At 73.4% G+C, this 13,886-nt stretch carries 10 protein-coding genes; all 10 read left to right on the top strand.

What is annotated here, in order from left to right:
- The first annotated feature begins 86 nt into the window (after window positions 1–86).
- On the top strand, window positions 87–1,085 hold the full coding sequence (rsmH, locus tag IEZ08_RS05385) for a 16S rRNA (cytosine(1402)-N(4))-methyltransferase RsmH (RefSeq protein WP_068928628.1): 999 nt from the start codon (window positions 87–89) through the stop codon (window positions 1,083–1,085).
- Entirely contained in the window at window positions 1,063–1,632 is a 570-nt protein-coding gene (gene ftsL / locus IEZ08_RS05380; protein WP_141703828.1) for a cell division protein FtsL, read from the top strand. Before rsmH ends, ftsL begins: the two co-directional genes overlap by 23 nt.
- 695 nt (window positions 1,633–2,327) lie before the next feature.
- Complete coding sequence (locus IEZ08_RS05375) at window positions 2,328–4,055, top strand: peptidoglycan D,D-transpeptidase FtsI family protein (RefSeq protein ID WP_068922694.1); 1,728 nt, start codon at window positions 2,328–2,330, stop codon at window positions 4,053–4,055.
- A gap of 40 nt (window positions 4,056–4,095) precedes the next feature.
- Entirely contained in the window at window positions 4,096–5,640 is a 1,545-nt protein-coding gene (locus IEZ08_RS05370) for a UDP-N-acetylmuramoyl-L-alanyl-D-glutamate--2,6-diaminopimelate ligase (protein WP_068922695.1), read from the top strand.
- A gap of 12 nt (window positions 5,641–5,652) precedes the next feature.
- The gene (locus IEZ08_RS05365) at window positions 5,653–7,128 is read left to right on the top strand and encodes a UDP-N-acetylmuramoyl-tripeptide--D-alanyl-D-alanine ligase (protein WP_189241778.1); all 1,476 of its coding nucleotides are present in this window, start codon (window positions 5,653–5,655) and stop codon (window positions 7,126–7,128) included.
- Complete coding sequence (gene mraY, locus IEZ08_RS05360) at window positions 7,125–8,180, top strand: phospho-N-acetylmuramoyl-pentapeptide-transferase (protein ID WP_068922697.1); 1,056 nt, start codon at window positions 7,125–7,127, stop codon at window positions 8,178–8,180. The genes IEZ08_RS05365 and mraY overlap by 4 nt, the downstream gene beginning before the upstream one ends.
- Before the next feature lie 49 nt (window positions 8,181–8,229).
- Window positions 8,230–9,606 carry a UDP-N-acetylmuramoyl-L-alanine--D-glutamate ligase gene (gene murD / locus IEZ08_RS05355; RefSeq protein WP_068922698.1) on the top strand — a complete coding sequence of 459 codons (1,377 nt, stop codon included), beginning with the start codon at window positions 8,230–8,232 and terminating at the stop codon, window positions 9,604–9,606.
- Window positions 9,603–11,093: a putative lipid II flippase FtsW gene (ftsW, locus tag IEZ08_RS05350; RefSeq protein WP_084779921.1), complete on the top strand. Its 1,491-nt coding sequence runs from the start codon at window positions 9,603–9,605 to the stop codon at window positions 11,091–11,093. Before murD ends, ftsW begins: the two co-directional genes overlap by 4 nt.
- Before the next feature lie 27 nt (window positions 11,094–11,120).
- Window positions 11,121–12,209 (top strand): undecaprenyldiphospho-muramoylpentapeptide beta-N-acetylglucosaminyltransferase, encoded by a 1,089-nt coding sequence (gene murG / locus IEZ08_RS05345; RefSeq protein WP_068922699.1) that lies wholly within the window; start codon window positions 11,121–11,123, stop codon window positions 12,207–12,209.
- A 151-nt stretch (window positions 12,210–12,360) separates the two neighbouring features.
- Entirely contained in the window at window positions 12,361–13,767 is a 1,407-nt protein-coding gene (gene murC / locus IEZ08_RS05340) for a UDP-N-acetylmuramate--L-alanine ligase (protein ID WP_068922700.1), read from the top strand.
- Window positions 13,768–13,886: the final 119 nt, after the last annotated feature.

Genomic DNA, 13,886 nt, shown 5'->3' with positions numbered 1-13,886 from the left:
AGGCTCCAACGTACCGATGAGCGTCCGCCGCACATCCGCGAGCGAGGCGGCGAGAGGGGGGCGCTGCGATGCGCGCCGAGAAGGACATGTCTGATCTCCGGGTTCCGGGCGGTGACGTCCCCGCCGGCGCCCCTGCCCACATACCCGTGATGCTCGACCGCGTCCTCGAACTGCTGGCGCCCGCGCTGGACCGGCCCGAGCCCGTCCTCGTCGACGCGAACCTCGGCCTCGGCGGCCACGCCGAGGCGCTGCTGGCGGCCCACCCCTCGCTCCACCTCATCGGGATCGACCGCGACCCCACGGCGATCGAGCGCTCCGCGGCCCGGCTGGCGCCGTACGCCGACCGGACCACCCTGGTCCGCGCGGTCTCGGACAGGCTCCCCGAGGTGCTGGCCGAGGCCGGCCGGCCCCGGATCGACGGAGCCCTGTTCGACCTGGGCGTCTCCTCGCCCCAGCTCGACGAGGCCGAGCGCGGCTTCGCCTACTCCTACGACGCGCCGCTGGACATGCGGATGGACCGGGACGAGGAGCTGACCGCGGAGATCGTTGTCAACACCTACCCCGTGGGAGAGCTGATCCGGATCCTGCGGGATTACGGCGAAGAAAGATTCGCCCCGCGTGTCGCGCACCTAATAGCAAAGGAACGGGGCAAGGAAGCCATAACGTCGACCAAGAGGCTTGCGGAGATCGTCCGGACGGCGATTCCCGCAGCTACGCGGAGAACTGGGGGAAACCCCGCAAAAAGGACTTTTCAGGCGTTGCGAATCGAGGTGAACGCGGAGTTGACGGCACTGGAACGCGCACTGCCCGCCGCGCTCGACGCGCTGACGCTCGGCGGCCGCGCCGTCGTGCTCGCCTACCACTCCCTCGAAGACCGCATGACCAAGCAGGTCTTCACGGCGCGGACCAGGGACACCGGCCCTCCCGGCCTGCCCGTCCCGCTCCCGGCTCACCAGCCGCGGTTCGCCCACGTGACGAGGGGGGCAGAACTCCCGGGTGAGGAGGAGGTGGCCCGCAACCCGCGGGCGGCCTCCGCCCGATGCAGGGCAGTAGAGAGGATCCGTGAGGCAGTTGACGAGGAGTGAGTCAGACGTCCGTCGCGCCGTTCCCGGCCGCGGCGTACGGCCCGCGCGCGTTCCCCGCGCGACGCCGCCGAGGCGCAGGCCCAGGCCGGTCGAGGCCGAGCCGGCCGCCCGGCCCGCGGTTCCGGGCCCCGTCACGGCTCAGCCTCCGGCCGCGCTCCGCGCCCCGGCCGAATCCCGCACCCCGGTCCCGGCGCCCCGCCGGGGCCGCGCGCCGCGCGCTCCCTTCGTCCTGCTCCTGGTCGGCCTGCTCTGCGGCGGGCTGGTCACGCTGCTGCTGCTCAACACCGTCCTGGCCCAGGGATCCTTCCGGGAACGCGACCTGGGCAACGACATCACCAAGCTGACCCAGGAGAAGGAACTGCTGGAGGACGGCAACAGGCGCGCGGAGATGCCCGGCGCCATCGCCAGGGACGCCGAGGGCCGCGGCAAGCTGCGCGCCTGGGACTCCGTCGATCCGTTCGACCCGGGGAGCTCCGCCGGTAACCCGGTCACCGACGACGTCCGGATGCCCGGCGGGCAAGAGCGGGCGCCGGGCGCGAACCAGTGAAGGACAGCGGTGGCCGCGGTCCGGGGTCCGGCCGCGGGGGTTCCGGCCGTCGTGGTCCGGGCCGCCCCGAGGGGTCCGGCCGCCCCGAAGGACAGGCAAGGCCCGGCGGCGCGGACCGGCAGGGGCGCCCGGACGGCCCGGAGGGCACGGGCAGGTCCGGCCTGCCGGGCTCGCCGGGCACGGGACGGCCGCGATCCCCGGGCGGGTACGGCGGTTCGGGAGGTCCGCGACGGCCGGGCCGTGCGGACGGAACGGCGCGGCCGGGCCGTGCGGACGGGACCGGGCGGCCGGGCAGGGAGCCGGGCAGGCCCGGTCGCGCGGACGGGAGCACGGGACAGGGCCGGGCCGACGGGAGCGGGCGGCCGGGTAAGGGGACGAGCGCGCGGCCGGGTCGCGACGAGGGGACGGCACGCTCCGCAGCGCCCGCAAGGCCGCGGCCCGAGGGGTCGCGGTCCGAGGAGCCGCGTCCCGGAAAGCCGCGCTCTGAGAGGCCGCGTTCCGAGGCGTCGCGCCCCGAGAGGCCGCAGTCCGAGGAGCCGCGCCCGGAGAGGCCGCGCCCGGGCACGCCGCGGTCCGCGGGCGGGCGCGGCCCCGCGCGGCCGCGGCGCGGGGACGGCGGAGACGGCGGGGCGGGCGGCAGGCCGCCGCGCCCCCCGCGGCACCCCCAGCCGCCCCGGGCGCCGCGCCCGCCCGCGGTGCTGCGCCTGGGCAACCCCAACAGGCGGATCCACATCGGCCTGATCGCCATGACCTTCGTGCTGTCCATCTTCGCCGGGCGCCTGGTCCAGCTCCAGGGTCTGGACTCCAAGGTGTACGTGGCGGAGGCGGCCGAGCGGCGCGTCCAGGAGGAGAAGATCCCCGCGCGGCGCGGCTCGATCACCGACGTCAACGGGCACGAGCTCGCCCTGACGGTCGAGGCGCGCGAGATCTTCCTCGACCCCGGGGTGGTCGTGCCCGCCGAGCGCGAGAAGGTGGCGGCGACGCTGGCCGCGGAGCTCGGCGTGCCGAAGGAACAGATCACGGCCAAGCTCTCCGATCCCGCCAAGCGCTACGTCCCGGTGGGGACCGTCAACCCGGCGGTGGCGCGCAAGGTGCTGGCGCACAAGTTCAAGGGCGTCGGGAGCGAGCACAGGTACCTCAGGGACTACCCCGGAGGCGACCTCGCCGGCAGCCTGATCGGCTTCGTCGGCGACGACGGCTACGGGCTGAGCGGCATGGAGCTGCTCCACAACAAGCTGCTGGCCGGACGCGACGGCGAGCAGATCATGGAGACCGGCCGCGACGGCGAGCGGATCCCGATGACCCGCACCACCCGCCAGACCCCGGTGGCCGGCCGTGACGTGCGGCTCACCATCGACCGGGACATCCAGTGGGCCGCGCAGCAGGCGATCGGCGAGCAGGTGAAGGCCACCGGCGCCCGTACCGGCAGCGTCATCGTGATGGACGTGCAGACAGGGCAGGTGCTGGCCGCCGCCAACGCCCCCGAGCTGGACCTGAAGAACTGGGAGAAGACCCCGGCGGAGGGTTGGGTCAACCGGGCCGTGGCCGACGTGTTCGAGCCCGGCAGCACGAACAAGGTCATCACCGCCGCCGCCGCCCTGGAGTCGGGGGCCGTACGGCCCGAGACGGTGTTCACGGTGAAGGACGAGATCCGGTGCGCCGACCAGGTGCTGCGGGACTCGCACCCGCACCCCACCGAGCGGCTGACCTTCTCCGGCGTGGTCGCCACCTCCAGCAACGTGGGCACCATCCTCGCCGCCCAGAAGGTGGGGGACCGCAAGCTCCACGAGATGCTCCAGCGCTTCGGGTTCGGGTCCAAGCCGGGGGCGGGCTTCTACGGGGAGGAGGCCGGGCTGCTGCCGTCGTGGAAGGACTGGCTCGGCAGCCAGCGCTGCACGATCGCCTACGGGCAGGGCGTCTCGGTCACCGCGCTCCAGACGGCCAGCGTCTACCAGACCATCGCCAACGGCGGGGTGCGGGTCACCCCGTCCATCGTGGCGGGCACCACCGACGACAAGGACGTGTTCGTGCCGGCGGCGCCGGGCAAGCGGACGCGGGTGGTCGGCGAACGCACCGCCAGGGAGGTCACCACGATGCTGGAGGCCGCGGTGAGCGAGGGCGGCACCGGCACGCTGGCCGCGATCGACGGGTACCGGGTGGCCGGCAAGACCGGTACCGCGATGCGCTACGACGCCGCCTGCCAGGGGTACTGCGGCTACACCGCGACCTTCGTCGGCTTCGCCCCGGCCGACAAGCCGCGCCTGGTGGTCCTGGCGGTGATCCAGGACCCCCGCGAGGGCCACTACGGTGGGGAGATCGCCGCCCCCGTGTTCAAGAAAGTGATGACGTTCGCGTTGAAGAGCAAGAAGGTCCCGCCCACCGGAACGACCCCGCCCGCGGTGCGGATACGCGCCGGGGAGTGAGCGGGAACGGTACGCTCTCGCCGTGCGTCCCCCGTCGTCCATGCGACCCTCAACCAGTCCGCCCCGGCCGCTGTCCGGGCTAGCGAGTCTGCTCGGCGCGCCTTCGGGCACGTCGCGGGCGGCGCTGGCCGCGGTCTCCGGGGTCACCATCGACTCGCGCCAGGTCCGGCGCGGAGACCTCTACGTCGCGCTGCCCGGAGCGGCGGCGCACGGCGCCGACTTCGCCGCCCAGGCGCTGGCCGCCGGGGCCGCCGCGATCCTGACCGACCCCGAGGGCCGCGAGGCCGCGGTCGCGACCGGACTGCCGGTCCTGGTGGTCGAGGACCCGCGGGCCCTGCTCGGCCGGGTCTCCGCCTGGGTGTACGGCGAGCCCGCGCGAGACGTGATGATCATCGGTGTCACCGGCACCAGCGGCAAGTCCACCACCACCTTCCTGCTGGAGGCCGGCCTGCGGGCCGCGGGCCACCAGGCCGGGCTGGTCGGCGGGGTGGAGATCCACGTCGGCGACCTGCACTTCGCGCCCAAGCTGACCACGCCGGAGGCCAGCGACCTGCAGGGCCTGTTCGCCCTCATGCGCGAGCGGGGCGTGACCGCCGCCGCGATGGAGGTCTCCAGCCACGCGCTGGCGCTGGGCCGCGTCGACTCCGTCTTCTACGACGTCGCGCTGTTCACCAACCTCTCCCAGGACCACCTGGACTTCCACAAGGACCTCGACGACTACTTCGCGACCAAGGCCCGGCTGTTCACGCCCGAGATGAGCCGCGTGGGCGTCGTCAACATCGACGACGCCCACGGGCGCGAGCTCTACGGCACGGCCAAGATCCCGATGACCACCTTCTCCGCCCGGGGCGCCGGGGAGGCCGACTGGCGGGCCGCGGACGTGCGCCTGGGCGCCGACGGCAGCGTCTTCCGGGTCGTCGGCCCCGGCGGGGTCGAGGAGGACGTCACGGTGTCCCTGCCCGGCCCGTTCAACGTGGCCAACGCGCTCGGCGCGATCGTCTCCCTGGTGGAGGCCGGGGTGCCGCTGCACACCGCCGCGGCGGGCGTGGGCACGCTGACCGGGGTGCCCGGCCGGATGGAGCGGGTCCCGGGCGGCGAGGACTTCCAGGTGATCGTCGACTACTCCCACAAGCCGGGCGCGGTGGAGTCGGTGCTGCGCTCGGTGCGCGAGGTCACGGCCGGAAAGCTGACCGTGGTGCTGGGCTGCGGGGGCGACCGGGACAGGGGCAAGCGCCCGATGATGGGGGAGGCCGCCGCGCGCCTGGCGGATGTGGCTATCCTCACCAGCGACAACCCTCGCTCGGAGGATCCCCTGCGGATCCTGGCCGAGATGATGGACGGAGTCCTCGGCGTGCCCGAGGAGGAGCGCGCGCATGTGATCATTGAGCCGGACCGGGCGGCGGCCATCGACCTGGCGATCACCCGGGCGGGCTTCGGCGACGTCGTCGTCGTGGCCGGTAAGGGCCACGAGCAGGGCCAATATGTCGGCGACCAGGTGCTCCCGTTCGACGACAGGCAGGTGGTGGCCGATGCGATCGTCAGACGGCGGAACCGGACCGGGCGCCGAAGCACGTATGGAGAGTAGGGAACCCACATCATGATCCCGTTGCCACTGGCCAGGATCGCCGAGATCACCTCGGGCGCCCTCACGGGTATGGCCGATCCCCGCGCGGTGGTGCGCGGCCCGGTCGTCATCGACTCCCGGGCCGCCGTACCGGGGTCGCTGTTCGTCGCCTTCAAGGGCGAACGGGCCGACGGCCACGACTTCGCCGCCCAGGCCGTCGAGGCCGGCGCGGTGGCCGTGCTGGCGGAGCGGCCGGTCGAGGTCCCCGCGGTGATCGTCGGTGACACGCAGGCCGCGCTGGCGGCCCTCGCGACGGCCGTCTGCGCCGAGCTGCCCGACTCCACGGTCATCGGCGTGACCGGCTCGGCCGGCAAGACCACCACCAAGGACCTGCTGGCCCGCCTCACCTCCAGGATCGGCCCGACGATCGCCCCGGCCGGCTCGTTCAACAACGAGATCGGCCACCCGCTGACCGTGCTGAAGGCCGACGAGACCACCCGCTACCAGGTGCTGGAGCTCAGCGCCCGCAACGTCGGCCACATCGCCCACCTGGCCCGCATCGCCCCGCCGAAGATCGGCGTGGTCCTCAACGTCGGCACCGCCCACATCGGCGTCTTCGGCGGCAAGGAGGCGATCGCCCGGGCCAAGGGCGAGCTCGTGGAGGCGCTGCCCGCCGACGGCGTGGCCGTGCTGAACGCCGACGACCCGCTGGTAGCCGCGATGGCCGAGCGCACCTCCGCCCGGGTGACCTGGTACGGCCGGGCCGCCACGGCCACCGTACGGGCCGAGGACGTGACCGTCGACGACCGGGGCCGCGCCTCCTTCACGCTGCGCACCCCCTCGGGCGCCGCGCCGGTCAGCCTGCGCCTGTACGGCGAGCACGCCGTGGAGAACGCCCTGGCCGCCGCCGCGGCCGCCTACGAGCTCGGCCTGCCGGTCACCACCATCGCCGAGGAGCTGTCGGAGGCCGAGCCCCGCAGCCGCTGGCGGATGGAGGTCACCGACCGCGCCGACGGCGTCACCGTGATCAACGACGCCTACAACGCCAACCCCGACTCCATGCGCGCCGCCTTCGGCGCCCTGGACGCCCTCGCGGGCACCCGCCGCCGCTTCGCGGTCATCGCCTCCCTCAAGGAGCTGGGCGAGGAGAGCGACGCGCTGAACGAGGGCGTGGGCCGTCTCGCCGGGAGCGCGGGGCTGACCGGGCTGTTCGTCGTCGGCGAGGACGCCGGGCCGATCCTGGCCGGGGCCCGCGCCGCGGGAGCCGTACCGGACGGCCTCCGGGACGCCGCCGCGGGGACGGAGACCGTGAGTCCCGCGGAGCCCCCGGACACCGCGGCGCCGCCGGGCGGCCCGCGCACCGTCGTGACCCACGTCCCCGACGTGGCGGCGGCCGTGGCCGCCCTGGAGGCGGTGCTGAAGCCCGGCGACGTGCTCCTGGTCAAGGGACCGCGCGTCGCGGGGCTGGAGCGGGTGGCCGAGGCGCTGCTCGGAGGTGACGGCCGGTGAGGGACATCCTCATCGCCGCGGCGGTGGGCCTGCTGCTGTCCATCTTCGGCACCCCTCTGGCGATCCGCCTGTTCTCCCGCCGCGGCTACGGCCAGAGCATCCGGGAGGAGGGACCCTCCGGCCACCACGACAAGCGCGGCACCCCCACCATGGGCGGCACGGTGATCGTCATCTCCGCGCTCATCGCCTACGGGGTGGCCCACCTCATCCCGCCGCACGAGATGACGGTCTCCGGCCTGCTCGTGCTCTTCCTGATGACGGGACTCGGCGCGGTCGGCTTCCTCGACGACTTCATCAAGATCTACAAGCAGCGCAGCCTCGGCCTGCGCAGCGGCGCCAAGGCGCTCGGCCAGCTCATCGTGGGCGCGGTCTTCGCCGTCCTGGTGACCCGGTTCCCCGACGCCTACGCCATCACCCCCGCCGAGACCCGGGTGTCGTTCCTGCGCGACTTCGGTCCCTCGATCGGCATCATCGGGTTCACGATCTGGGTGCTCATCATGATCGTGGGCTTCTCCAACGCGGTGAACCTCACCGACGGCCTCGACGGCCTGGCCAGCGGCGCCACCGGCGCGGTGCTGGCCTCCTACATCCTGATCGGCAACTGGCAGCTCCGTAACAGCTGCACCAGCCAGCTCGGCCCCAACTGCTACTGGGTCCGCGACCCGCTCGACCTGGCCGTGGTCGCCGCCGCCGTGCTCGGCGCGCTGATCGGCTTCCTGTGGTGGAACGCCCCGCCCGCGAAGATCTTCATGGGCGACACCGGCTCGCTGGCCCTCGGCGGTGTGATCGCCGGCCTGGCCATCACCACCCGGACCCAGCTGTTGCTGATCATCCTGGCCGGGATGTGCGTGGTCATCACCATGTCGGTGATCATCCAGGTCGGCTTCTTCAAGATGACCGGGAAACGGGTCTTCCGGATGGCCCCGCTCCAGCACCACTTCGAGCTGGCGGGCTGGGCGGAGACGACCATCGTGGTCCGCTTCTGGATCGTCGCGGGCCTGTTCGCCGCGACCGGTCTCGGCCTGTTCTACGTGGAATGGGTGCCCAAGTAGTCCCTTCCCCCCGCCGTACCGCTCCTCCCAGTAAGGATCCGTAGTCCGAATGTTCTGTGTGTTGGGCGCCGGGGTGTCCGGCGCCGCGGCCGCCCGTCTGCTGGCCCGGCGCGGCGAGCGGGTGGTGGTCCTGGAGGGCGTGGACGGGGAGCGGCAGCGCGCCGTCGCCGCCGAGCTCGCCGCCGAGGGGGTCGAGGTCCGCTTCGGCGAGCCCGCCGAGCTGCCCGGGGGAACCTCGACGGTCGTCGCCACCGGCTGGCCGCCGCACCATCCGCTGCTGGTCGCCGCGGCCGGGGCCGGGATCGAGGTGATCGGCGAGGTCGAGCTGGCCTGGCGGCTGCGTCCCGACGGCGCGGCGCCGTGGCTGGCGCTGACCGGCACCAACGGCAAGACCACCGTGGTGCGGATGCTCACCGCGATGCTCACGGCGGCCGGGCACAAGGCGCTCGCGGTCGGCAACGTGGGCGTCCCGGTCGTGGAGGCCGCCGCCGGGCCGTACGACGTCCTCGCGGTGGAGCTGTCCAGCTTCCAGCTGCACCGCGCGCCCAGCGTGGCCCCGTACGCCGCCGCGGTGCTCAACGTCGCCCCCGACCACCTCGACTGGCACGGCTCCATGGAGGAGTACGCCCGGGCCAAGGGGGAGATCTTCGCCCGGGCCGGGACGGTGGTCTACAACGCCGACGACGAGTGGTCCGCCCGCCTGGCGGCGCCGTACCCCGAGGCGATCGGCTTCACACTGCGGACACCGGGCCCCGGGCAGGTCGGCGTGGTCGAGGACCTGCTGGTGGACCGGGCGTTCACCGACGACCCCGTCCGCACTGCGGAGGAGCTCGCCGCGCTGGAGGACGTCCGGCCCCTCGCGCCGCACAACGTGGCCAACGCGCTGGCCGCGGCCGCCCTGGCGCGGGCCTTCGGGGTGCCGTGCGAGGCCGTACGGCAGGGGCTGCGGGACTTCGTGCCGGACCCGCACCGGATCGCGCACGTCGCCCGCGTCGGCGGGGTCGACTACGTCGACGACTCCAAGGCCACCAACCCGCACGCCGCCGCCGCGTCCCTGGCCGCCTACCCGGCGATCGTCTGGGTGGCCGGCGGGCAGCTGAAGGGCGCCGACGTGGACGAGCTGGTACGGCAGGCCGCCCCGCGGCTGCGCGGCGCCGTGCTCCTGGGCGCCGACCGCGAGCGGATCCGCCGGGCCCTGGCGCGACACGCCGAGAATGTCCCGGTGGTTGAGGTGGCCGGGCAGGACACTGGGGTCATGGACCGTGTCGTCACCGAAGCCGCCCGGCTCGCCACCCCCGGAGACACCGTGCTGCTGGCCCCGGCGGGAGCCTCCCTGGACATGTTCACCGGCTACCCGGCCCGGGGGGAGGCGTTCGCCCAGGCCGTGCACCGGCTCGCGGCCCGGCGACGGGAGGAGGGCGAATGACCTCCGGTGTCACGCCGGGGGAGGTGCCCGCCTCCCGGAGGCTCCGTCCCGTGCGGGAGGGCGATCCGGTCCCGCGGAAGGGCCGTCCCGTGCGGGAGGGCGATCCGGTCCCGCGGAAGGGCCGTCCCGTGCGGGAGGGCGATCCGGTCCCGCGGAAGGGCCGTCCCCTGTGGGAGGGCGATCCGGTGGCCGCGCCGGAGGACGCCGCCCCGGAGGCGTCCCCGAAGGGCCCGCCCGTGGGGAAGGCCGCCGCCGAGGGCCTGCCCGGGCGCCTGCGTGAGCTGCTGGGGCGTCCCCTCTTCTCCTACCACCTGCTCCTGGGCGTCAGCGCGCTGCTGATGGTCCTGGGGCTGATGATGGTCCTGTCCGCCTCCAGCGTCGAGGCGCTGCAGGAGATGGGGGACCCGTTCTACTGGTTCTTCAAGCAGTCGATCTCCGCCGCGATCGGCATTCCGATCATGTGGGCCTGCTCGCGGCTGCCGGTGCGGTTCTTCAGGCTGGCCGGATATCCCCTGATGGCGCTGTCCATCATCGGCCTGGTGATGGTGCTGTTCGTCGGCACCTCCCAGCTCGGCGCCCAGCGCTGGATCGACCTGGGGCCGATCTACCTGCAGCCGTCCGAGCCCGCCAAGCTGGGCCTGCTGCTGTGGGGGGCGGACCTGCTGGCCCGCAAGGCCCGCAACGGGATGATCGAGTGGCGCCACCTGCTCATCCCGCTGATGCCGGGCACCGCGCTCCTGGCCCTGCTGGTCATGCTGGGCAGCGACCTCGGCACCACGATCGTCCTGACGATGATCTTCCTGGCGCTGCTGTGGGTGGTCGGGGCGCCGCTGAGGCTGTTCGGCGGGATCCTCGGGGTGGCGGTGCTCGCCACCGTCGTGATGATCGTCACCGAGGGCTACCGCCTGGACCGGATCGAGGGCTGGCTCAACCCCTGGGAGAACGCCAGCGACACGGGACTGCAGGCGGTCCAGGGGCAGATCGCGATGGGCACCGGCGGCTGGTTCGGGCTCGGCCTGGGGTACAGCCGGGCGAAGTGGAACTGGCTCCCGCACGCCGAGAGCGACTTCATCTTCGCCATCCTCGGAGAGGAGCTCGGCCTGATGGGGACGCTGGTCGTGATCACCCTGTTCGGCCTGCTGGGTTACGCCGGGCTGCGGGTCGCGACCCGGGTCAGGGACCCGTTCGTCCGGCTCGCCGCGGCCGCCGCGACGGCCTGGATCGCAGGTCAGGCGATCGTCAACATCGGCGCGGTCATCGGTGTCCTGCCCATCACCGGCATCCCGCTGCCGCTGGTCTCCTACGGCGGATCGGCGCTGTTGCCGACGCTCGCCGCGCTCGGCATGCTGCTGTCGTTCGCCAAACAGGAGCCCGGTGCGCGTGACGCTCTCATCGCACGTGGCCCCGGACCGGCGGCGCGGGCTCTAAGCTGGCTTGGCCTGGGCGGCCCGGGAACGACGAGGCGGCCGGGCCGCGGAAGACGATGAGTGAGACATAAGCGAAAGGACCGACCTGTGAGAGTGGTCCTCGCCGGCGGCGGAACGGCCGGTCACATCGAGCCGGCGCTGGCCCTGGCCGACGCGCTGCGGCAACTGGATCCGAGCATCGGGATCACCTGTCTCGGCACAGAGCGGGGTCTCGAGACGAGGCTCGTCCCCGCGCGGGGATACGAGCTGGAGCTCGTTCCCGCCGTGCCGCTGCCCCGTGCGCTGACACCGCAGCTGCTGACCGTGCCCGGACGCCTGGCCGGCGCCATCTCCACGGCGGCGCAGATCATGGACCGGGTCCGGGCCGACGTCCTGGTCGGGTTCGGCGGCTACGTGGCGACCCCCGCCTACCTGGCGGCCCGGCGGCGCGGCGTGCCGATCGTGGTGCACGAGGCCAACCCCCGTCCCGGCCTCGCCAACCGGCTGGGCGCGCGGCTGACCGACCACGTGTTCACCGGGCACCGGGACACCCCTCTGCCCAAGGCGGAGCACATCGGCATCCCGCTCCGGCGCGAGATCGTCGGTCTGGACCGGCTGTCCATGGGCGACAAGGCGCGCTCCTGGTTCGGGCTGGAGGCCGACCTGCCCACCCTTCTGGTCACGGGCGGCTCCCAGGGCGCGCGGTCGCTCAACCGGGCAGCCCTGGCCGCCGCCCCCGCGCTGCGCCGGGCGGGCGTCCAGGTGCTGCACGTCATCGGCCCGAAGAACACGCTGGAGCAGGAGCCTCCTCCCGGTGACCCGCAGTACGTCGTGCTGCAGTACGTCGACCGGATGGACCTCGCCTACGCCGCCGCCGACTTCGCCCTGTGCCGCAGCGGAGCCATGACGTGCGCCGAGCTGACCGCGGTGGGCCTGCCCGCCGCCTACGTCCCGCTCCCGCACGGCAACGGCGAGCAGCGGCTCAACGCCGCCCCGGTCGTGCAGGCGGGCGGCGGGATCATGGTCGACGACGCCGACCTGACGCCGGAGTGGATCATCGGCAACGTGCTGCCGATCCTGTCCGACCCCGAGCGTGTGGTGGCCATGTCGGAGGCCGCTTCCCGGATGGGCCGCAAGGACGCCGACGTGACACTGGCCCGGAGGGTGCTCCAGATCGCGTCGCAGGGAAGATCGTGATGGGCGGCCGTCCGAGGGATGAGATCGTCCGCGTAGCGAATGAGGAGCGGTGAGCGACCGATGAGCGGGGAGCGAGCCCGACGCGGTGAGCGGAGTGGGCGGTCGAGGGATGAGATCGTCCGCGTAGCGAATGAGGAGCGGTGAGCGACCGATGAGCTTGGTCAAACTGGTGGAGCCGGTCGCGGCCGAGGATCTCGGGCGGGTCCACTTCATCGGGATCGGCGGGGCCGGGATGTCCGGTATCGCGCGCATTCTCCTCAAGCGGGGTGTCCCGGTCTCGGGCAGCGACGCGCGCGGTTCGGAGATGGTGACCGCCCTGCGCGAGCTGGGAGGCGTCGTCCATATCGGGCACGCCGCCTCGCACATCAAGGACGTCGACACCGTGGTGGTCTCCACCGCGATCCGCGACTCCAACCCCGAGCTGGGCGAGGCGCTCCGGCGGGGCCTGCGGGTGATCCCGCGGGCCGCCGCGCTGGCCTCGGTGATGACCGGACGGGCCGCGGTCGCGGTGGCGGGGACGCACGGCAAGACCACCACCACCTCGATGCTCACGGTGGCGTTGCAGCAGTGCGGCGCCGATCCGTCCTACTGCGTCGGAGGTCAGCTGGTCACCACGGGCCTGGGTGCCGACGAGGGCACGGGCGAGGTGTTCGTGGCCGAGGCGGACGAGAGCGACGGCTCCTTCCTGATGCTGGCCCCCGACATCGCGGTGGTGACCAACGTCGAGCCGGACCACCTCGACAACTACGGCGATCCGCGGGCGGTCCACGATAGTTTCGCCCGCTTCGTCGAGAGGATCGGCACATCCCTGGTGGTCTGCGTCGACGATCCCGGCTCGGCGGAGCTGGTGCCGCTCGCCCATGGGCGCGGCCTGAAGGTGATCACGTACGGCGAGGCCGAGGGCGCCGACCTCCAGGTGGGTGACATCGTCCCCGACGGCATGGGCGTGCGGTTCACGGTCCGTGGCCAGGGTGAGGTCAGGCTGGCCGTTCCGGGCCGCCACAACGCCCTCAACGCCGCCGCCGTCATCGCCGTGGCCGCGGAGCTGGGTGTCCCCTTCTCTGCTATATGCGATGGTCTGGCCGCTTTCACCGGGGCCAAGCGGCGCTTCGAGGCCAAGGGAGAGGCCGGGGGGGTGGCGGTCTTCGACAGCTACGCCCATCACCCGACCGAGCTCGCCGCCGACCTGCGCGCCGCGCGGGACGTGGTGGCCTCCTTCTCCGGCTCCGGCCGGGTCATCGCGGTCTTCCAGCCTCACCTGTACTCGCGTACCAGGTTCTTCGCCGACGAGTTCGGCGCCGCGCTCGGGCTGGCCGACGAGGCGATCGTCCTGGATGTGTACGGCGCGCGGGAGGATCCCGAGCCGGGGGTCTCCGGGGCCCTGGTGGCGGAGAAGGTACCGCTCCCGGCCGCCCAGGTCGAGTACGCTCCTCTGCGCGAGGCCGTGCCCGCGCTGGTGGCCGGCCGGGCGAGACCGGGCGACATCGTCCTCACCATGGGTGCGGGTGACGTGACCGAACTGGGCCCCCTGATCGTGGCGGAGCTGTCCTCCCGGTGAGCCGACGGCCATCGGCCCCCGAGCCGCGGCGCGCAGCGTCGCCGTCGGCACAGCGAGGGGGCGCCGGTGAACCAACTGAGGAGCGCCCGCAAGCGAAGCGAGGACGTGACGAGGGCGGG

The organism is Planobispora rosea (assembly GCF_014648175.1).
Classification (GTDB): Bacteria; Actinomycetota; Actinomycetes; order Streptosporangiales; family Streptosporangiaceae; genus Planobispora; species Planobispora rosea.
Note: the sequence above shows the minus strand (reverse complement) of the source record. Positions and strands in the feature narration are given on the sequence as shown.